The sequence below is a fragment of the Caulobacter sp. P4_E5 genome, from assembly GCF_056401555.1.
The window spans coordinates 1-19,357 of record NZ_JBFUJD010000043.1; the positions used below are offsets into that span (position 1 = coordinate 1).

Sequence of the window (19,357 nt, forward strand, 5' to 3'; positions counted from 1 at the left end):
GCCCAGCACTGCTCGATCCACCTGCGCGCCCCGGGCAAGATCGGCTACGTGCTGGGCCGGTTCGAGCCGACGGCCGAGGCGGCGCGGGCGATCCTGGACTACGCGATGGCCTATGCCGCCAGCGACGAGGGCGTGGTGCCCTACCGCCAATGGCCGGAGGGCGTGAAAGGCCACTTCATCGTCCGCGTGCCGCCGGCGGGGCGGCTAGTGGGGGAGTAGGAGGGATGGCCCGCCGCCAATATGATTTCCCCGCTCCACGTCCGGATGTGGTAAGCCCTTTGGCAAGGCGCTCAGTCGCGCCAAAGATGGATCGACTCGCCCTCCTGGCGAGAGATCTCCGCCCCATTTGGGCGTTCGACCCTTTCACGAACTTATCCTTCTCGTCGTCCGGCTCGCGCTGGGCGATGGCTGGCGCTCGTGAGCGGTCTCACCAGAAAAAGGAAGCCTATTGTCCAAAGGCAATCGCGAAGTCCGCAAACCCAAGACCGTGAAGCCCAAGGTGATCGCCGCGGCGCCCGCCATGACGATCCAGACGCTCGCCGCCCGCAAGAAATAGCGCTCCAGCCTTCGACGACTGAGCGCCGCAGCACGGCGCGTCCGACGAAAGGCCACCACGATGAAAACCTATCCGGGCACGCGCCCCTCCGGTCCGAAGGGTCTGAACGATCCTCGGTCCACGGGCGGCCAGCCGATCCGGCCTCGCCCGATCGATCCCGACGCCCTGCGGGGTACGAAGTCTTGATCAATCCGGTACGGCTCGACCGGCAGCCTTCATCGCCCGCCAAGATCGCGTACTTTCTGCTCGTCCATCGCTATCCGGAGCAGTTCAAGCGGCTGTTCAAGGCGATCCACGACGCCGACAACACCTACCTGATCCACGTCGACAAGAATTCCGGCCCGGCCCTCCAGGCGGAGATCGGCGCGTTTCTGGCCGACTATCCCAACGCCGCCATGCTGGAGAGCAAGCGGGCGCTCTGGGGCGGCTACAGCCTCGTCGACGCCGAGCTGCGCGGCATTGAGCGCCTTCTGGAGATGGGCGAGGACTGGGAGTTCTTCATCAACCTCAGCGGCCAGGATTTCCCCCTCGCCACCCAGGCCCATATTCGCGACTTTCTGGGCGCGCGTCGGGGCCAGGAGTTCATCCGCGTCCTGGACCAGGCCGCGCTTCGCCCCGACACCATGGGGCGCGTGCTCAAGCACGTGGTCGAGCTCAAGGATCGCATCGTCGATTCCCTGGCGACCCGGCTCTTCCTCGATGGGGCGACGCCGTACATCGGCAATCAGTGGAAGATCGTCAGCCGGCGGTTCTGCCGGTTCGTCTGCCACGACCCTTCGGTCGATCGATACAAGAGCTTCTATCGAAACACCTTCATCGCCGACGAAGGGTTCTTCCAGACCGTGATGATGAACACCGCCGAGCATGGCGAGATCGTCAATGACGACCTGCGAATGATCGACTGGGTTCCCGACGGCGACATCAAGCTGCGCCCTCGAACGTTCAGGACCGAGGACGCCGTCGCGTTGACGGAGAGCCCCGCCCTGTTCGCGCGGAAGTTCGACGCCGAGGAAGACTCTCGGATCCTCGACATCCTCGAAGCCCATCTTGGCGCGTCGGATGTCGCCAATCCCGCCGAAGGGCCCAATCTGGGCGTCCTCGGGGGCGTTCCGGCGTCCGAGCTGAAGGTCGTTGCCTAGGCTCACAGACATCGAGACGTCGCCCGCGCTTTGGCGGCGTCTCGGATTGTTCGCGAAGCCTAGGGCCTCGGCTCCGGCGGCGGCGGCGGCACCGGCACGCCGCTGTTGGCCGGCTCCGGCGTCGGTTCGGCCGGGACCGGCGTCAGCGGGGCCAGGGGCAGGCCGTCGGGGCCGATCTCACCTTCCAGCGGCAGGCCCAGGTCCTCCAGCGGATCCTCCTCGACCGGGGCGGCGACGCTGCGGCCCAGGGCCGAGAGCATGAAGGCCTTCCAGATCTTGGCGGGCTCGCCGCCGCCGACCACGCCATTCATCGAGCTGTTGTCGTCGTTGCCGACCCAGACCCCGACCACCAGGTCGTCGACGTAACCGACGAACAGAGCGTCGTGATAGTCCTGGGTGGTGCCGGTCTTGCCATAGGCGCCGGCGATGGCCGCCTCCAGGCCCGTGCCGCGGTGGKTGGCCGAGCGCAGCAGGTCACGCATGCCCAGCAGCACCTTGGGGTCGTAGGCGGTGGTCTTCGGCTTCTTGAAGGTGTCCAAGGCGTGCGGGACGATCGGATATTCCCCCGCCGCGACCGAGGCGTAGGCCGCCGTCAGGCGCGTCAGGCTCATCGAGCCGGTGCCCAAGGCCATGGTCAGGTCGGTGGGGATCTTCTCGGTGACGCCCAGGTCGCGGGCGACCTTGATCACCTTGGCCGGGCCCAGGTCGTGGGCCAGGCGCACGGCGGCGACGTTCGACGAGGCGGCGAAGGCGCTGATCAGCGGGATCTCGCGGTCACGATACTTGCCCTCGTGGTTCTTGGGCATGTAGCCGCTGACCTGCACCGGGGTGTCGAGGATCGGCGATGTCGTGGTCATGCCCTCGCGCAGGGCGGCCAGATAGACGAACAGCTTGAACGACGAGCCCGGCTGGCGCTCGCCGTCGGCGCGGTTGAACTGGCTGGTCCTGTAGTCCCGGCCGCCGACCATGGCGACGACGCGGCCGTCCTTGCGCATGGCCACCAGGGCGCCCTGGGTGATGTTCAGGACCTTGCCGTCGCGTTCGATGAAATCGTTGAGGATCCGCTCGGCCTTTTCCTGCAGCTTCGGATCCAGGGTGGTCTTGACGATCGTCTCGCCGTAGCGGGCGCCGATGGTGGCGCGGGCCTGGGGCAGGGCCCAGTCGGCGAAGTAGGAGCCGGTCGGCAGCTTGTCCGGGTTCTCGACGGCCGAGACTTCGCCGACCGCGTCGGCCTGGGCCTGGGTGATCGTGCCGGTCTCGACCATGGCGCCGAGCACCACGCGCATCCGCTCACGGGCGCCGTCGATGTTGTTGGTCGGGGCCAGGCGGGATGGGGCCTTGACCAGGCCGGCCAGCATGGCGGCCTCGCCGATCGACAGCTGCTCGGGCTGCTTGCCGAAATAGTGGCGGGCCGCGGCGCGCAGGCCAAAGGCGCCGTCGCCGAAATAGACCGACGACAGGTAGCGCGACAGGATCTGGGTCTTGCTGAGCCGCGCTTCCAGATAGACGGCGATCATCGCTTCTTGAGCTTTACGACGAAGGTTGCGGTCGCTGCTGAGGAAGGCGTTCTTGGCCAGCTGCTGGGTGATGGTCGAGCCGCCCTCCGAGACGCCGCCGGCCTTGGCGTTCTTGCCCACGGCGCGGGCGATCGCCTTGGGGTCGACGCCCATGTGGCTGTAGAAGCGGCGGTCCTCGATGGCGATGAAGGCACCGGGCACATAGGCCGGCAGCTTGGCCACGTCGATCGGCGCTTCCTTGTACGAACCCCGGCGGGCGATCGGCGAGCCGTCCTCGGCCACCAGCACGATGGCCGAGTTGGTCAGCGGCTCCAGCGCCCGGCTCAGCGGCAGCGACCAGAACAGCGAGGCGACCAGCACCACGACCAGCACGACGGCGGCGGCCGCGCCGATCAGCCAGGCGGGACGCTTCCAGATCGGCGGCTTGGCTGGCTTGACCGGTTCGGCCGGGGAGAGGGCGGCTTCCGGCACGGCTTCGACCGCCTCGGGCAGCTCGGTTTCGGCGGCCTCGGGGGCGGGCTCTTCCGGCAGGACCTCGGGTTCGGCGACGGGCTCGGACGCGGCTTCGGCGTCCGGCGCGGGCGTCTCGGCCGCGGCGATCGCGGAGGAGGTCTCGTCCAGTCCGGCCGCCTCGGTCATCACCGTCCGGGCGCGAGGCTTCCGGGGCTTTCGCGGCTTGGGCGCGGCCGGCGTCTCGGGAGCGGTGTCTTTGGGATCGATGGGATCGGACATGGGCTTGGCGCTCGCTTCGGGCGCAGGCCCTCACTCGTCGAGCGCGCTCATTACCATACGGTCCCGGCAAACCAAGCGCGCTGAAAAGGAAGTTTTTTCAGATGCCGCCCTTGAACCGCCACGGACCGATCATAACTCCTACCTCGTGAGGCCAGCGGCCTCTGCCCTTTCCTGGGGCGTTTCCTCCCCACCTTTTCAGCCCGGCCGTTTGGCCGGGCTTTTCTTTTGCGCCTTCGCTAGGGCTTCAGCTTGGCGGCGATCGCCGACCATGGGACCAGCTTGAAATTCTGGCGCTGGGGCGGAGCGGCGTTGTCGTCGTCCTGGGCCACGAAGGCGCCGCCCTCCAGGCCCGCGCCCAGCGAGGCRCTGGCCACGTCCAGGCCGTCGGTCCCGGAGATCCCGTCGATCCCGGCCTCGTTGGCCGTCACCCCGAAGCTGCCGACATAGGCGTTGTCGCCCTCGCGCCGGAACACGGCGTAGCTGTTGTTGCCCTGGCTGGAGACGACCAGATAGCCCTTGCCGCCCGGCTGGGCGTAGAGACCGACGCCCTCCAAATCGTCCTTCAGGGCGGGATTGTCGGCCACACGGGCGATCGCCTTCTTCGCCGAGCCGGCCTTGGCGTCCGCGCCCAGCTTCCACAGCGCCACGTCCTCTTCGGCGACATAGAGGGCGCCGGTGACGTCGTCGGCGACGCAGCCTTCGGTCTGGGTGTCGAACCTGATGTCGCGCACGGCCTGGGCCCGGACCTTGCCGGCCGGGGTGGCGACCAGTTTCCACTGACGGACCAGGCCCTGGGGATCGCCGACGAACACGAACGTCCCGCCCTTGCGGTCGCGGTACAGGCACAGGCCATAGGGATCGGAGAGGCCGGTGGCCTGGACGCCGTCGGCGACGCTGGTCAGTTGGCGGGTCTCGGGATCGATCGTGTAGAGGGCGATGGCCTTGCGGGTGCGGTCACTGGCGGCGACCAGGGTCACGCGCTTGCCGCCCAGCTTGAAGCCGCCACGCAGGTCGACATTGTTCATCCGGCCGTCGGGCAGGTATTGCAGCCGCTTGCCCGACAGATCGTAGACCAGCATGCCGCCCTTCTTGTCGGTGGCGATGATGGCGCTCTTGGCCGGATCGCTCGGATGGACCCAGATCGCCGGATCGTCGGCGGCGTCGCCTTCGTGATCGACCGGTTCGGTCTCCATCGTCGGCTGGACCAGCGCCACCCCAGGCGCGGCGATCTCGACGGTCTGGGAGGGGGGCGTCTGGGCCAGGGCCGGCGCGGCGGTCATCAGGGCCAGCAGGCCGGCGGCGAGGTTCAGCTTGATCATGACGGGCGTCCCTGTTGTCACGTTTGCGTCTCGGATCCGACCTAGACGCGGTTGGCTGACGTCCCGCTGACACAACACGGCATCTGAAGAAAAATTCCATTCCTATTGCAAAATAGAAAATCCATTCATATCGTCGTCGGCAATGAAATAGCCGCGCACAAGCAGTGGCTCACGGGGAGATGTCTATGAAGAGGCTTCGAAACGCCTTGATGACGGCGGCGATGGTCCCGCTGCTGGCGGGAACGGCGCAGGCGGCGCGCCCGGGTGGCCCGACCGAGGGGCTCAAGCTCGAACGCATGGTCATGGTCATGCGCCACAGCGTCCGGCCGCCGACCAAGAGCCCGGCCACGCCCCCGGGCACGACCGTCCAGCCCTGGGGAACCTGGACCACCCCCTATGGCGACCTGACCCCGCACGGTGGCGAGGGCGCGCGGCTGATGGGCGCCTACTACCGCACCTTCCTGGGCGCGCGCGGCCTGCTGCCGCGTGACGGCTGCGCGGCGTCCGGCGACATCGTCGCCTGGGCCAGCGGCAAGTCGCGGGCCATCAAGACGGCCGAGATGTTCGTCGATGGCCTGCAGCCCGGCTGCGGCTTGAAGGTCGCCCACCCGGACAGCGAGGAGAACGACCCGATCTTCCATCCGGCCGAGGGGATCGATGGCGACGTGGCGCTGAAGGCCGCCCAGCGCCAGAAACCCGGCGTCGCGGCCGAAGCCCGCGTCCACGCCCGGGACTTCGCCGTCCTGCAGCGCGTGCTGGGCTGCGACCCGGCCACTAAGGCCGGCTGCGGCGTCGCGGCCAAGCCGTCGCACCTGAACGCTAATCCGGGCGATACGCCCGACCTGGAAGGCGCGTTGTCGGTCGCCTCGACGGCGGGCCAGACGATCCTGCTGGAATATGTCGAGGGCAAGCCGATGGCCGAGGTCGGCTGGGGCCGCGCCTCCAAGGCCGACATCCAGGCCATGCTGCGCTTCCACCCGGTGAAGTTCCACTACGAGGTCGGCGCGCCCTATATCGCCGAGCGCTACGCCGCGCCGATCGCCAAGGAAGTGCTGGCGGCCCTGAGCGGCGCCGAGGGCACGGGCGGCAAGCTGACCCTGCTGGTCGGCCACGACACCAATATCGCGGCCCTGCGCGGCTTCCTCGGCGCGCACTTTACAGCCGCCGACTATCCCCGGGACGATCCGCCGCCCGGCGGGGCCATGGGCTTCGAGCTGCTGAAGGACGCCGGCGGCAAGGCCTATGTCCGGGCCTTCTACACCGCCCAGAGCATGGACCAACTGCGCGCGCTGCAACCGTTGACCGCCAGCAACCCGCCGGCCTTTGCCTACTTCCCGATCCCGGGCTGCGGCGTGGCGGGTGAGCCGACCCTGTGCCCGCTCGAGACCTTCCAGAAGATCGTCGACGGCAAGCTGAAGAGCCCGGCTCCGCGCTAGGGCTCAGATTCAATCAAGCAGCGGATTATCAGTGTCATCCCGGCCGCAGCGTAGCGGAGAGCCGRGACCCAGGGGCAACCGCACTGCGCCGGCCCCTGGGTCCCGGACAGCCTCTGCGAGGCTTCCGGGATGACACGGATTTGTAGCTTCGAGATCACGGTGACCTCGAAGCTTCAACGGATTGCGGCGCCTACAGCTTCACCACCTGCCCGGTCTTAGCCGATTGGCCCGCGGCCTCGGCCAGGGCCAGGGCTTCGACGCCGTCGACATAGCCGACGGAGGGCAGGGCCTCGCCGCGGATGATCTCGGCGAAGTGCGCCATCTCGCGGCGATAGGCCTCGGCGTAGCGGTCGAGGAAGAAGTTCTGGAACGCGTCGGTGGCCGCGCCGGCCTCGTTCCAGACCGAAACGGTGCTTTCCATGACGTTGTCGGCCCGAACCAGGCCCTTGGCGCCGAAGGCCTCGATACGCTGATCATAGCCATAGCCGCTGCGGCGGCTGTTGCTGATCATGCAGATCTTGCCCGAGGCGGTGCGCAGCAGGATCTTGGCGGTGTCGATGTCGCCGGCCTCGCCGATCGCCGGATCAACCAGGCAGCTGGCGGCCGCGAACACCTCGGTCACCGGCTCGTCGAGCAGCCAGCGGGCCATGTCGAAGTCGTGGATGGCCATGTCCTTGAACAGGCCGCCCGACACCTTGACGTAAGCGACCGGCGGCGGGGCCGGATCGTGGCTGGTGATGTGCACGGTCTCCAGCGCGCCGACCACGCCGGACGACAGCCGCGCCTTCAAGCCCTGGAAGTTCGGATCGAAGCGGCGGTTGAAGCCCAGGAACAGCTTCACGCCTTTGCCGCCCAGTTCGCCGGCCGCCGAGCGGGCGCGGGCCAGGTCCTGGTCGATCGGCTTTTCGCAGAACACCGCCTTGCCGGCCGCGATGGCCTTCAGGCTGTAGTCGAGGTGGGTGTCGGTCGAGCTGGCGACGATGACGCCGGCCACGGCCGGATCGTTCAGGGCGGTGTCGAGATCGACCACGGTGGCGCCGGTCTCGGCGGCCAGGCCGTCGGCGGCCGCGGCGACCGGATCGACCACGTATTTCAGGCGCAAGCCGGGCTGGCCGGCGACGTTCTTGGCGTGGATGCGGCCGATGCGGCCGGCGCCCAAAATGGCGATGTCGTGCATGGGAACCCTAATGCCGTGTCGCGCCGCAGGACCCGGCGGCCGCGTTGCTTTCCCTGTAGTATGGAATAAAAATTCCTTCCAGATGGAAAGTGGAATGAAGAAGCGCTTCCAGTCGTGTTTGTGTTCGCGCGCGGAATGGATATTCTAAACCTGAAGTGATCATACCGGGGCGGAAATGACCGAACAGACCACGGCGGCGAGCGCGCCGACCACGGCCGAGGAGCTGCGCGCGGCGATCCTCGACCGCTACGAGTCGCTGAGCAAGCGGTTGCAGCAGATCGCTCGCTATGTGCTGGACGAGCCCAATGAGCTGGCGCTGGAGACCCTGGCGGTGATTTCCGAGCGTTGCGGCGTGCAGCCCTCGGCCATCGTCCGCTTCGCCAAGACCTTTGGTTATCCCGGCGCCAGCCAGATGCAGCGGCTGTTCCGCGACGGCCTGCTGTCGGGCCATGCGGGCCTGGGCTATGGCGAGCGCGTGCGGCACTTCAACGAGGCCGTCGCCCGCAAGCCCGAGGGCGGGGCCGACGTGCTGAGCGAGTTCGTTGAGGGCAACACCTTGGCCCTGCAGAACCTGGGGCAGACCGTCAGCGAAGCCGACATGAAGGACGCGGTGTCGCTGATCGACCGGGCCGAGACCGTCTATGTGATCGGGTTCCGCCGCTCGTTCCCGGTCGCTTCCTACCTGGCCTATTCGCTGCAGCAGGTGAACAAGCGCACCCTGTTCATCGACGGCGTGGCCGGCCTGACCAAGCAGCAGGTCCAGACCATCGGTCCGCGCGACCTGCTGATCGCCGTCAGCTACCACCCCTATGCGGAGGAAACGGTGCAGGCGGTCGAGATGGCCACCCAGCGTGGCGCCAAGATCCTGTCGATTAGCGACAGCCTGGTCAGCCCGATCGCCAAGCCGGCCGAACTGGTGCTGCACGTGCGCGAATCCGAGGTGCGGACCTTCCGCTCGCTGGCCGCTTCCATCTGCCTGGCCCAGGCGCTGGTGATCAGTTTCGCGTTCGAGGCAAGCAAGGAAAAGAAGCGGCCAAAGAGGGGCGGGTGAACCGTCCATTCCATCCCAGATCGAAAATGAAATGGATGTTGCAAGCGTTCTAGGTTTGGAATATGCGTTACATATTGCCGGTGGGGAGCCGGCCCGAGAGTGACGTGGAACCGCATGGCCCAGGACGCAAAGACCCTTGATCTGATCGCCGTGGGCCGATCCAGCGTCGACCTCTACGGTCAGCAGGTGGGCGGGCGGCTGGAGGATATGGGGTCCTTCTCCAAGTATCTGGGCGGCAGCCCGACCAACACCGCCGCGGGCGGCGCGCGCCTGGGGCTGAAGACTGGCCTGCTGACCCGGGTCGGCGCCGACCACATGGGCCGGTTCATCCGCGAACAGCTGCAACGCGAGGGCGTCGACGTCGCCGGCGTGCTGTCCGATCCCGACCGCCTGACGGCCCTGGTGATCCTGGGCATCCGCGACCGGGTGAACTTCCCGCTGATCTTCTATCGCGAGAACTGCGCCGACATGGCGCTGGAGCCATCGGACGTCGACGAGGCCTGGTTCGCCCAGGCCGGGGCGGTGCTGATCAACGGCACCCACCTGTCGCAACCGAACGTCTACGAGACCAGCCTGAAAGCCGCCAAGGCCGTCAAGGCGGCCGGCGGCCGCGTGGCCTTCGACATCGACTACCGTCCGGTGCTGTGGGGCCTGACCGGCAAGGACGCCGGCGAGAACCGCTTCGTCGAGAACCAGCAGGTCACCGCCAAGCTGCAGGAGGTCGTGGCCCTCTGCGACCTGATCGTTGGCACCGAAGAAGAGATCCACATCCTGGGCGGCTCGACCGACACCATCGCGGCCCTGCGCGCGATCCGGAAGGGCGCGCCGGACGCCCTGCTGGTCTGCAAGCGCGGCCCCGACGGCTGCGTGGCCTTCCCGGGCGCGATCCCGGGCAGCCTGGACGAGGGCGTCAGCGCGCGCGGCTTCAAGGTCGAGGTGTTCAACGTGCTGGGGGCGGGCGACGCCTTCATGGCCGGCTTCCTGCGCGGCTGGCTGCGTGGCGAGCCCGTCGAGACGTGTTGCGAATGGGGCAACGCCTGCGGGGCCATCGTCGTCTCGCGGCACGGCTGCACGCCGGCCATGCCGACCTGGGTCGAGCTGGAAGCCTTCCTGAGCGAACGCGAACGGCCGTTCCGCCTGCGCGAGGATCTCGAGCTGGAGCACATCCACTGGGCCACGACCCGCGAGCACGTCTATGACGAGCTGACCGTCCTGGCCATCGATCACCGCAGCCAGTTCGAGGACCTGATCGCCGAGACCGGCGGGGACCTCGAACGGATCCCGCATTTCAAGACCCTGGCCCTGCGCGCCGTGCAGGCGGTGGCGGGCGACGACGAGCGCCGCTTTGGCATGTTGCTGGACGGCCGTTTCGGGTTCGAGGCCCTGGCCCAGGCGGCCGAGCACGACTATTGGATCGCCCGCCCGATCGAACTGCCGAAGTCGCGGCCGCTGGAGTTCGAGAGTTCGGCCGACGTGGCGACGGAGCTGGCCGAGTGGCCGCTGAACCAGGTCGTCAAGTGCCTGGCCTTCTATCACCCCGATGACGAGGTCGAGCTGCGCGAACGCCAGGAGCGCCAGCTGCTCCGCCTGTTCGACGCCTGCCGCAAGACCCGCCATGAGCTGCTGCTGGAGCTGATCCTGCCGCGCGGCATGGAAAGCGACAGCCAGACCGTGGCCCGCGGCATCCGCCGGCTCTACGCCCTGGGCATCCGCCCGGACTGGTGGAAGCTGGAGCCGCTGACCGACCCTGCCGCCTGGCGCGAGATCGAGGCCGCCGTCAACGAGAACGATCCGCTGTGCCGGGGCGTCGTGCTGCTGGGCCTGTCGGCGCCGGAGGCCGAGCTGCTGGCCTCGTTCGAGGTCGTCGCGCCGTTCCCGATCGTCAAGGGTTTCGCCGTCGGCCGCACCATCTTCTACGATGTCGCCCGCGAATGGCTGGCCAACCGGATCGACGACGAGGCGGCGGTCGCCGCCCTGGCCGCCAAGTTCAAGGTGCTGGTCGACGCCTGGCGTCGCCTCCGGGGCTCCGTGGAGAAGGCCGCTTAAATGGCTACCGTTCGTCTCACCGCCGCCCAGGCGACCGTCCGCTGGCTCTGCGCCCAACATGTCGAGACCGGGGAAGGGGAGGTCCCGTATTTCGCCGGGGTTTGGGCGATCTTCGGCCACGGCAATGTCGCCGGCCTGGGCGAGGCGCTGCACGGCGTCCGCGACGTGCTGCCGACCTGGCGTGCGCACAACGAGCAGGGCATGGCCCACGCGGCCATCGCCTTCGCCAAGCAGTCGCGGCGCGAGCGGGCCATGGTCTGCACCACCTCGATCGGCCCCGGCGCGACCAACATGGTCACGGCCGCCGCCCTGGCGCATGTGAACCGCCTGCCGGTGCTGTTCCTGCCCGGCGACGTCTACGCCAGCCGGCGTCCGGACCCGGTCTTGCAGCAGGTGGAGGACTTCGGCGACGGGACGATCAGCGCCAACGACTGCTTCAAGCCGGTCTCCCGCTATTTCGACCGCATCGTCCGGCCTGAGCAGATCCTGGACGCCCTGCCACGCGCCCTGGCGACCATGCTGGATCCGGTGACTTGCGGCCCCGCGACCCTGGCCTTCTGTCAGGACGTCCAGGCCGAAGCCTTCGACTATCCGCAAGCCTTCTTCGCCAAGCGCGTCTGGCGCATCCGCGCCCCGCGTCCCGATCCGCGCGACCTGGCCGACCTCGTTTCCCTGATCAAGGCGGCCAAGAAGCCGCTGGTGGTGGCCGGCGGCGGGGTGCTCTACGCCCGCGCCGAGGTTGCCCTGGCCGCCCTGGCCTCCGCCGCCGGCCTGCCGGTCGCCGAGACCCAAGGCGGGAAGGGGAGCCTGGCCTGGGATCACCCGCTGAATCTCGGCGCTATCGGCGTCACCGGCGCCACCGCCTCGGTGGCGGCGGCCGAGGAGGCCGACCTGGTCATCGGCGTCGGCACGCGTCTTCAGGACTTCACCACCGGCTCGCGCGCCCTGTTCGGCGCCGAGGGCCGTAAGCTGGTCCAGATCAATGTCGCCCCGCACGACGCCCACAAGCATGGCGCGTCAGCCGTGGTCGGCGACGCGCTGGCGGTGGTCGAGGCCTTGTCCGAAGCCCTGAACGGCTGGCGCGCGCCCAACGCCTGGACCGAGAAGGCCACCGGCCGTGTCGCCGGCTGGAACACGATCTTCGACGACGCGACCAAGGCCGACAACCGACCGCTGCCGACCGACGCCCAGGTGCTGGGCGCGGTGTGGCGGGCCTCGTCCGAGGACAGCGTGGTGGTCTGCGCCGCCGGCGGCCTGCCGGGCGAGCTGCACAAGCTGTGGCGCACCCGCGCACCCGGCGGCTACCACGTCGAGTACGGCTTCTCGTGCATGGGGTATGAGATCGCCGGCGCCGTGGGCGTGAAGATGGCCGCGCCGGACCGCGAGGTCCACGTGATGGTCGGCGACGGCAGCTATCTGATGCTGAATTCCGAGCTGGCCACCTCGGTGATGCTGGGGACCAAGCTGATCGTCACCGTCCTCGACAACCGGGGCTATGGCTGCATCAACCGCCTGCAGGCGGCGACCGGCGGGGCGGCGTTCAACAACCTGCTGGCCGACACGGTCCACCAGACCCTGCCCGACATCGACTTCGCCGCCCATGCCGCCAGCCTGGGCGCGCGATCGGAGAAGGTGGCCAGCCTGGCCGAGCTGGAAGCCGCGCTGGAGCGCGCCAAGGCCAGCGACCGGACCTATGTGGTGGTGATCGACACCGACCCCATGCCAACCACCGAGGGCGGCGCCTGGTGGGACGTGGCGGTGCCGGAAGTCTCGGTGCGGCCGACGGTGAACGCGGCCCGCGCCGACTATGACAACAAGATCAAGCAGCAGCGTACGGGAGACTAGACGCCCATGACCATCCGTTTCGGCGTGAGCCCCATCGCCTGGATCAATGACGACATGCCCGAACTGGGCGGCGACACCCCGCTGGAGAGCGTGCTGGCCGACTGCCAGGCGATCGGCTTCGAAGGCGTCGAACTGGGCGGCGTGTTCCCGCGCGACCCGGCGGTGCTGAAGCCGCTGCTGGACCGCTACGACCTCAGCCTCGTGGGCGGCTGGTACAGCGGCAACCTGCTGGTCCAGTCGGCCGACGACGAGATCGCGGCGCTGCAGCCGCACCTCAGCCTGCTGAAGGCCATGGGCTGCACCGTCTTCGTCCACGCCGAGACCAGCAACGCCATTCACGGCGACAAGACCAAGGCCCTGTCGGCGACCCCGCGTCTCGACGCCGACGGTTGGAAGGAGTTCGGCGCGCGCCTGACCAAGGTGGCCGACTACATCGCCGCCCAGGGCCTGAAGTTCGCCTATCACCACCATCTGGGCACCGTGGTCGAGCGGCCCGAAGACCTGGAAGCCTTCCTGGCCAATACCGGTCCTTCGGTCGGCCTGACCGTCGATACGGGCCACGCGGCCCTGGGCGGGCTGGATCCGGTCTCGGTGATCCGTAGCTACCCCGAGCGCGTCGCTCACGTCCATTGCAAGGACATCCGGGGCGAGGTGTTCCGCAAGGTCATCTCGCAGGACGGCGGCAGCTTCCTGGAGGGCGTCCTGGCCGGCATGTTCACCGTGCCCGGCGACGGCTCCCTGGACTACGCGGCCGTGATGCAGGCCTTGGCCGAGATCGGCTATTCCGGCTGGATCATCGTCGAGGCCGAACAGGACCCCGCCATCGCCAATCCGCGCGAGTATGGCGAGATCGGCCTGGCGACCCTGAAGCGCGAGGCTGCGGCCGCTGGGCTAGAGGCTGCGTGATGCCCTTTCACCCCCAACCCTTGTCATCCCGGCCGGAGCGCGGAGCGCGGAGAGCCGGGACCCAGGGGCGACCGCACTGCGCTGGCCCCTGGGTCCCGGACAGCCTCTACGAGGCTTCCGGGATGACACTGATTTGGAGCTGGAACGATGAGTAAGCTCCTGGTTCGCACACAAGCCCCCGACGCCTCCGGCTCCGTCCTTGAAATCACACCCCAATCCGCCGGCTGGACCCACGTCGGCTTCCAGGTCGTCAAGCTGGCGGCCGGCGAGACCTTCGAAGGCGGCGACCCCGCCCGCGAGACCTGCGTCGTCGTGATGAGCGGGACCGCCGAGGTCAATGCGGAGGGCGTGTCGTTCGGCAAGGTCGGCGGCCGCGCCAATGTGTTCGAGGACCGGGCCCCGGGCGCGGTCTACGTTCCGGCCGCCACGCCCTTCGCCGTGACCGCCGTGTCCGAGGTCGAGCTGGCTCTCTGCACGGCCCCTGGCAAGCCGGGCGGCCAGGCCCGCCTGATCGCCGAGGCCGACATGCCGCGCGAGACGCGGGGCAAGGGCACGAACACCCGCCTGGTCCGCAACATCCTGCCCGAGACCGCGCCGGCCGACGGCCTGCTGGTGGTCGAGGTGATCACGCCGGGCGGCCACTGGTCCAGCTATCCGCCGCACAAGCACGACACCGCCGCCGAGGGCGAGGAGACGGCGCTGGAGGAGACCTACTATCACCGTCTGAACCCGCCGCAGGGCTTCGCCTTCCAGCGCGTCTACACCGACGACCGCAGCCTGGACGAGACGGTCTGCGTGCAGGACGGCGACGTGGTCATGGTGCCGCGCGGCTATCACCCGGTCGGCGCCCCACACGGCTACGACCTCTACTATCTCAACGTCATGGCCGGACCGCACCGGAAGTGGATCTTCCGCAACGACCCGGCCCACGACTGGATCATGCGTCAGGCCTAGCCGGCCGCGCCGTCACACTCAGAAGGAGCGCGTCATGCGCAGCATCCCCCACTTCGTCGGCGGCCGCGCCGTCGAGGGTACGTCAGGCCGTCTCAGTGACGTCTTCGATCCCAACACCGGCAAGGTGCAGGCGCGCGTCGCCCTGGCCTCGACCTCGGAGCTGGATGCGGCGATCGCCAACGCCAAGGCGGCTCAGCCGGCCTGGGCGGCGACCAATCCGCAGCGCCGCGCCCGGGTGATGTTCGAGTTCAAGCGCCTGCTGGAAGTCCACATGGACGAGTTGGCCGAGCTGCTGTCGTCCGAGCACGGCAAGGTCATCGCCGACTCCAAGGGCGACATCATGCGCGGCCTGGAAGTCATTGAATTCGCTTGCGGAGTTCCGCACCTGCTGAAGGGCGAGTACACGCAAGGCGCCGGTCCCGGCATCGACGTCTATTCGATGCGCCAGCCCCTCGGCGTGGTGGCGGGCATCACCCCGTTCAACTTCCCGGCCATGATCCCGATGTGGATGATGGGCCCGGCCATCGCCTGCGGCAACGCCTTCATCCTGAAGCCCTCCGAGCGCGATCCGTCGGTGCCGGTGCGGCTGGCCGAGCTGTTGATGGAGGCCGGCCTGCCGCCGGGCATCCTGAACGTCGTCCATGGCGACAAGGACTGCGTCGAGGCCATTCTCGACCATCCGGACATCAAGGCCGTCAGCTTCGTCGGCAGCTCGGACATCGCCCAGTCGGTGTTCCAGCGGGCCGGCGCGAGCGGCAAGCGCGTGCAGGCCATGGGCGGGGCCAAGAACCACGGCGTCGTCCTGCCTGACGCCGATCTCGACCAGACCGTGGCCGACATCATCGGCGCGGCTTACGGCTCGGCCGGCGAACGCTGCATGGCCCTGCCGGTGGTCGTGCCGGTCGGCGAGAAGACCGCCATCGCCCTGCGCGAGAAGCTGGTCGCGGCCATTGGCGGTCTTCGTGTCGGCGTCAGCACCGACCAGGACGCCCACTACGGCCCGGTGGTCAGCGCCGCCCACAAGGCGCGGATCGAAAGCTACATCCAAATGGGCGTCGACGAGGGCGCTGAGCTGGTGGTCGACGGTCGCGGCTTTTCGCTGCAAGGCCATGAGGACGGCTTCTTCGTCGGCCCGACCCTGTTCGACCACGTCAAGCCGACCAGCCGTTCGTACCATGACGAGATCTTCGGCCCGGTGCTGCAGATGGTCCGCGCCGAGAGCCTGGCCGAGGGCGTCAGCCTGGCCTCGCGCCACCAGTACGGCAACGGCGTGGCGATCTTCACCCGCAACGGCGACGCCGCCCGCGAGTTCGCCGACCAGGTCGAGGTGGGCATGGTCGGCATCAACGTGCCGATCCCGGTGCCGGTCGCCTATCACAGCTTCGGCGGCTGGAAGCGCTCGGGTTTCGGCGACTTGAACCAGTACGGCCTTGACGGCGTGCGGTTCTACACGCGGACCAAGACCGTGACCCAGCGCTGGCCCAAGGGCGGGGCGGTGCTGGACCAGAGCTTCGTCATTCCGACGATGCGCTGACGGATTTCGGGGCGTCCTTCCCCGAACGGTGCGCCTCCTGCGCGCGCACTGGGCCTCGGGCGGAGATCGTCCGGGGCCCTCTTTTTGCGCCTAAGCCGCGACCAGGGTCTTGATGTTGGCCAGGGCTTCGCGGGCCGCGATGGCGTCTCGCGACAGATCGTGCTGAGCCTGGAGGTTCATCCAGTACTCGGGCGACGTCCCGAACACCTTTGCCAGGCGCAGCGCCGTATCGGCCGTGATGGCGCGCTGCTCCCGAACCAGCTGCTCAATCCGGCTGCGGTCCTTCAGGCCCATGGCCTTGGCCAAGGCGCCGGCCGACATGTTGAAGGCCGGAAGATAGTCCTCTCGCAGATGTTCCCCGGGGTGGGGGAGGGGAGACGTGAAGGTGGTGTAGTCCCGGATGGTCATGACGTTTCTCGAGTTGGAGGGGTGGCGGCCCCTGGAAGCGGAGGGCAAGACCCTCAATGGTAGTCGACGATCTCCACGTTCTCGGGACCGCTGGGTCCCCAAACAAAGCAAACGCGGAATTGGTCGTTGATGCTGATCGACCACTGTCCCTCGCGATCAGCAGCGAGTTGATGCAGGCGATTGCCAGGCGGCGTTTTGAGATCCTCCACCGTCGTGGCCGCATCAAGCGCTTGAAGGCGGCGGCGCGCGGCCTTGATCAGATCGCTGGGAAACCCCTTCGGCGTCTCGCCTTTGAAGACAGCCTCCGCGTGCTTGTCTTTCCAGCTTTGGATCATCGGTCAGATGTAGCGCCTCGCGCTACGCTTGGCAATAATTATGTAGTGCCTGGCGCTACGCGTTCGCAAGTCGTTCCATTTTGGAAAAAATCTTCCATTCTTTGTCACAATGGAATAGCGTGTTCGTAACGGCCGATCGTACCGCACTGGATGCGGCGCGAGGACCGGGGGAGACGGGGATGCTGAAGTTCTTCGCGCCGGGCGCCGATGCGCCGCCGCTGAGCGATCCAGACAGAATCGACACGCTGTACCGGCGCCATCGCTTGCGGATCATGCTGGCGATCACCCTGGGCTATGGCATGTCCTATACCTGCCGCCTGGCGCTGGGGATGGTGAAGAAGCCACTGATCGACGCGGGGGTCTTCACGCCGACCGAGCTGGGCCTGATCGGCTCAGCCCTGTTCTACGCCTACGCGTTCGGCAAGCTGACCAACGGCTTCCTGGCCGACCACGCCAACATGAAGCGGTTCTTCGCCTTCAGCGTGCTGATCTCGGCGATCGCCAATATCGGCATGGGCTTTTCGACGACCGTGGCGCTGTCGGCGGTGCTGTGGGGGATCAACGGCTGGTTCCAGAGCTTTGGAGCCCCCGCCGGCGTGGTGTCGATGAGCCAGTGGTTCTCGAACCGCGAGCGCGGCCGCTATTACGGCGTCTGGAGCACCGCCCACTCGATCGGCGAGGGCCTGACGTTCGTGGCGGTCGGCGGGATCGTCGGGGCGTTGGGCTGGCGCTACGGCTTCTGGGGGCCGGCCGCGATCGGGACCCTGGTCGCCATCGGCTCGTACTTCTTGATCCAGGATCGCCCCCAGACCCTGGGCCTGCCCGCCGTCGCCGACTGGCGCAACGACCACTGGCAGGGCGGCAAGCCCAAGTCGGAGGCCGGCAGCGTCTTCAAGACCCAGCTGCAGATCCTGAAGATCCCGGCCGTCTGGGCCCTGGCGCTGTCTAGCGCGCTGATCTACGTGACCCGCTACGCCGTCAACAGCTGGGGCGTGCTCTATTTGCAGGAGGCGCGGGGCTACAGCCTGGCCGCCGCCGGTTCGCTGCTGATGATCTCGACCCTGGCCGGGATCGTCGGCGCGATCTCGTTCGGCTTCATCTCCGACAAGCTGTTCAACGCTCGCCGTCCGCCGGCCAACCTGCTGTTCGGCCTGCTGGAACTGGCCGGTCTGTGGCTGATCTTCTACGGCCCCAACACCGGCCCGGTGCTGATCACCGGCATGATCCTGTTCGGCCTGGGCATGACCGCCCTGGTCACCTCGCTGGGCGGCCTGTTCGCCACCGACATCTGTCCCAAGCGCGTCGCCGGCGCGGCCATCGGCCTGATCGGCGTGTTCAGCTATCTGGGCGCGGCGATCCAGGAACAGGTCAGCGGCGCGCTGATCGACAAGGGCCTGCGTGTCGTCGACGGCGTTCGCCACTACGATTTCGGCCCGGCCGTCCTGTTCTGGATGGGCGCGTCCGTCGCCTCCCTGATCCTCGCCGCCGGCCTCTGGCGCACCAAGTTGAGAGACTAGACCGTGAGCGAACCTTCCCCGCTGCTGCGGACGATGATCCGCGCGGCGCGCGCCGCCGGCGATCGCCTGAAGCAGGACTTCGCCGAGATCGCCACCCTGGAGATCCAGCACAAGAACGGTCCCGCCGACCCCTTCACCGTCGCCGACGTGCGCGCCGAGCAGACCGTGAAGTCGATCCTGTCGGAGGCCTATCCCGACTACGGCTTCCTCGGCGAGGAGGGCGGGCTGGTCCAAGGCGCGGACCCTTCCAACACCTGGATCTGCGACCCGCTGGACGGCACGGCCAACTTCCTGATCGGCCTGCCGATCTGGGCGGTGAACGTGGCCTTGCAACGCGGCGGCGAGATCGTCGCGGGCGTCACCTACGTGCCGATGCTGGGCGAGCTGTTCCGGGCCGAGACCGGCGGCGGCGCCTATCTCAACGACCTGGCCATCGGCGTCTCCAAGCGGCAAGGTCTGGAGCAGGCCGTGCTGGCCGTCGGCATCCCGTTCATGGGCAAGCCGCGCCAGGAACAATTCCACGCCGAAATGCAGCGGTTGACCCCCAAGGTTTCGGGTGTGCGCCGGCTGGGCGCGGGCGCGGTGGACATGGCTTATGTCGCCTGCGGTCGCTTCGACGCCTATTGGGAGCAGAGCGTCAGCGCCTGGGACATGGCCGCCGGCGCGGTGATCGTGCGCGAGGCCGGCGGGGTGGTCACCGACACTCTGGGCCGCGACCTCGACGTCATGAACGGCACGGTCCTGGCGACCACGCCGCAGATTCATGCCATGCTGCTGCACGAGCTGCGGCCGGTCTGAATAATCTAACGCCTTAAAATCGCTTTCAAATCCCCGGACGGTCCGTTCTTTAGGAGCGGGCTCGGTCTCGCGCGCGCCAAAGGACGC

Annotated in this window: 16 protein-coding genes and 3 pseudogenes; 14 read left to right on the forward strand and 5 right to left on the reverse strand. The window is 68.1% G+C overall.

Going from position 1 to position 19,357, the window contains the following annotated elements:
* The 3 genes from AC1DSO_RS14250 to AC1DSO_RS14260 form a co-directional block, all read left to right on the forward strand.
* A partial coding sequence (locus AC1DSO_RS14250; RefSeq protein WP_477069440.1) for a DUF1636 domain-containing protein occupies window positions 1-219 on the forward strand: 219 nt, incomplete at its 5' end.
* Window positions 220-616: 397 nt separating this feature from the next.
* Entirely contained in the window at window positions 617-742 is a 126-nt protein-coding gene (locus AC1DSO_RS14255; RefSeq protein ID WP_477069441.1) for a hypothetical protein, read from the forward strand.
* A complete protein-coding gene (locus AC1DSO_RS14260) occupies window positions 739-1,695 on the forward strand; it encodes a beta-1,6-N-acetylglucosaminyltransferase (protein WP_477069442.1) in 957 nt (318 codons plus the stop codon). The genes AC1DSO_RS14255 and AC1DSO_RS14260 overlap by 4 nt, the downstream gene beginning before the upstream one ends.
* A gap of 59 nt (window positions 1,696-1,754) precedes the next feature.
* Here the strand turns inward: AC1DSO_RS14260 and AC1DSO_RS14265 are convergent, their stop codons facing one another.
* A complete protein-coding gene (locus AC1DSO_RS14265) occupies window positions 1,755-3,944 on the reverse strand; it encodes a transglycosylase domain-containing protein (protein WP_477069443.1) in 2,190 nt (729 codons plus the stop codon).
* A 236-nt stretch (window positions 3,945-4,180) separates the two neighbouring features.
* A pseudogene (locus AC1DSO_RS14270) lies at window positions 4,181-5,209 on the reverse strand (phytase); the annotation flags it as partial.
* A gap of 239 nt (window positions 5,210-5,448) precedes the next feature.
* Here AC1DSO_RS14270 and AC1DSO_RS14275 point away from each other — a divergent pair.
* Window positions 5,449-6,699, forward strand: coding sequence for a histidine-type phosphatase (locus tag AC1DSO_RS14275; RefSeq protein ID WP_477069444.1), 1,251 nt, complete (start codon window positions 5,449-5,451; stop codon window positions 6,697-6,699).
* A gap of 32 nt (window positions 6,700-6,731) precedes the next feature.
* Window positions 6,732-6,845, forward strand: a pseudogene (locus AC1DSO_RS14280) (hypothetical protein); the annotation flags it as partial.
* 44 nt (window positions 6,846-6,889) lie between these two features.
* Here AC1DSO_RS14280 and iolG read toward each other — a convergent pair.
* On the reverse strand, window positions 6,890-7,876 hold the full coding sequence (gene iolG, locus AC1DSO_RS14285; RefSeq protein ID WP_477069445.1) for an inositol 2-dehydrogenase: 987 nt from the start codon (window positions 7,874-7,876) through the stop codon (window positions 6,890-6,892).
* A 175-nt stretch (window positions 7,877-8,051) separates the two neighbouring features.
* Here iolG and AC1DSO_RS14290 point away from each other — a divergent pair, with 175 nt between their 5' ends.
* From AC1DSO_RS14290 to AC1DSO_RS14320, 7 genes and pseudogenes are all read left to right on the forward strand, one after another.
* Window positions 8,052-8,927, forward strand: a complete 876-nt coding sequence (locus AC1DSO_RS14290) for a MurR/RpiR family transcriptional regulator (RefSeq protein ID WP_477069446.1) — start codon at window positions 8,052-8,054, stop codon at window positions 8,925-8,927.
* Window positions 8,928-9,041: 114 nt separating this feature from the next.
* Complete coding sequence (locus tag AC1DSO_RS14295) at window positions 9,042-10,973, forward strand: bifunctional 5-dehydro-2-deoxygluconokinase/5-dehydro-2-deoxyphosphogluconate aldolase (protein ID WP_477069447.1); 1,932 nt, start codon at window positions 9,042-9,044, stop codon at window positions 10,971-10,973.
* Window positions 10,974-12,818: a 3D-(3,5/4)-trihydroxycyclohexane-1,2-dione acylhydrolase (decyclizing) gene (iolD, locus tag AC1DSO_RS14300; RefSeq protein ID WP_477069448.1), complete on the forward strand. Its 1,845-nt coding sequence runs from the start codon at window positions 10,974-10,976 to the stop codon at window positions 12,816-12,818.
* A gap of 6 nt (window positions 12,819-12,824) precedes the next feature.
* Window positions 12,825-13,724: a myo-inosose-2 dehydratase gene (gene iolE / locus AC1DSO_RS14305; protein ID WP_477069449.1), complete on the forward strand. Its 900-nt coding sequence runs from the start codon at window positions 12,825-12,827 to the stop codon at window positions 13,722-13,724.
* A gap of 18 nt (window positions 13,725-13,742) precedes the next feature.
* Window positions 13,743-13,875 (forward strand): annotated as a pseudogene (locus AC1DSO_RS14310) (hypothetical protein); the annotation flags it as partial.
* Window positions 13,872-14,678, forward strand: coding sequence for a 5-deoxy-glucuronate isomerase (iolB, locus tag AC1DSO_RS14315; protein ID WP_477069450.1), 807 nt, complete (start codon window positions 13,872-13,874; stop codon window positions 14,676-14,678). The pseudogene AC1DSO_RS14310 and the gene iolB, both read left to right, overlap by 4 nt.
* 34 nt (window positions 14,679-14,712) lie before the next feature.
* The gene (locus AC1DSO_RS14320; protein WP_477069451.1) at window positions 14,713-16,212 is read left to right on the forward strand and encodes a CoA-acylating methylmalonate-semialdehyde dehydrogenase; all 1,500 of its coding nucleotides are present in this window, start codon (window positions 14,713-14,715) and stop codon (window positions 16,210-16,212) included.
* Between the two features lie 90 nt (window positions 16,213-16,302).
* Here AC1DSO_RS14320 and AC1DSO_RS14325 read toward each other — a convergent pair whose 3' ends face one another.
* Both AC1DSO_RS14325 and AC1DSO_RS14330 read right to left on the reverse strand, forming a co-directional pair.
* On the reverse strand, window positions 16,303-16,620 hold the full coding sequence (locus AC1DSO_RS14325; RefSeq protein WP_477069452.1) for a HigA family addiction module antitoxin: 318 nt from the start codon (window positions 16,618-16,620) through the stop codon (window positions 16,303-16,305).
* Window positions 16,621-16,673: 53 nt separating this feature from the next.
* The gene (locus AC1DSO_RS14330) at window positions 16,674-16,955 is read right to left on the reverse strand and encodes a type II toxin-antitoxin system RelE/ParE family toxin (protein ID WP_477069453.1); all 282 of its coding nucleotides are present in this window, start codon (window positions 16,953-16,955) and stop codon (window positions 16,674-16,676) included.
* Between the two features lie 179 nt (window positions 16,956-17,134).
* On the opposite strand from AC1DSO_RS14330, the gene AC1DSO_RS14335 reads away from it, so the two are divergent.
* Both AC1DSO_RS14335 and AC1DSO_RS14340 read left to right on the forward strand, forming a co-directional pair.
* Window positions 17,135-18,472 (forward strand): MFS transporter, encoded by a 1,338-nt coding sequence (locus AC1DSO_RS14335; protein ID WP_477069454.1) that lies wholly within the window; start codon window positions 17,135-17,137, stop codon window positions 18,470-18,472.
* A 3-nt stretch (window positions 18,473-18,475) separates the two neighbouring features.
* A complete protein-coding gene (locus AC1DSO_RS14340; RefSeq protein WP_477069455.1) occupies window positions 18,476-19,270 on the forward strand; it encodes an inositol monophosphatase family protein in 795 nt (264 codons plus the stop codon).
* Window positions 19,271-19,357 lie beyond the last annotated feature (87 nt).

What these genes read in the sequence shown, in the direction of transcription:
- iolD (WP_477069448.1), top strand. Translation starts at nt 10,974, where the DNA reads ATGGCTACCGTTCGTCTCACCGCCGCCCAGGCGACCGTCCGCTGGCTC.
- iolG (WP_477069445.1), bottom strand. Translation starts at nt 7,876, where the DNA reads ATGCACGACATCGCCATTTTGGGCGCCGGCCGCATCGGCCGCATCCAC.
- AC1DSO_RS14335 (WP_477069454.1), top strand. Translation starts at nt 17,135, where the DNA reads ATGCTGAAGTTCTTCGCGCCGGGCGCCGATGCGCCGCCGCTGAGCGAT.
- AC1DSO_RS14330 (WP_477069453.1), bottom strand. Translation starts at nt 16,955, where the DNA reads ATGATCCAAAGCTGGAAAGACAAGCACGCGGAGGCTGTCTTCAAAGGC.
- AC1DSO_RS14320 (WP_477069451.1), top strand. Translation starts at nt 14,713, where the DNA reads ATGCGCAGCATCCCCCACTTCGTCGGCGGCCGCGCCGTCGAGGGTACG.
- AC1DSO_RS14275 (WP_477069444.1), top strand. Translation starts at nt 5,449, where the DNA reads ATGAAGAGGCTTCGAAACGCCTTGATGACGGCGGCGATGGTCCCGCTG.
- iolB (WP_477069450.1), top strand. Translation starts at nt 13,872, where the DNA reads ATGAGTAAGCTCCTGGTTCGCACACAAGCCCCCGACGCCTCCGGCTCC.
- iolE (WP_477069449.1), top strand. Translation starts at nt 12,825, where the DNA reads ATGACCATCCGTTTCGGCGTGAGCCCCATCGCCTGGATCAATGACGAC.
- AC1DSO_RS14325 (WP_477069452.1), bottom strand. Translation starts at nt 16,620, where the DNA reads ATGACCATCCGGGACTACACCACCTTCACGTCTCCCCTCCCCCACCCC.
- AC1DSO_RS14290 (WP_477069446.1), top strand. Translation starts at nt 8,052, where the DNA reads ATGACCGAACAGACCACGGCGGCGAGCGCGCCGACCACGGCCGAGGAG.
- AC1DSO_RS14295 (WP_477069447.1), top strand. Translation starts at nt 9,042, where the DNA reads ATGGCCCAGGACGCAAAGACCCTTGATCTGATCGCCGTGGGCCGATCC.
- AC1DSO_RS14255 (WP_477069441.1), top strand. Translation starts at nt 617, where the DNA reads ATGAAAACCTATCCGGGCACGCGCCCCTCCGGTCCGAAGGGTCTGAAC.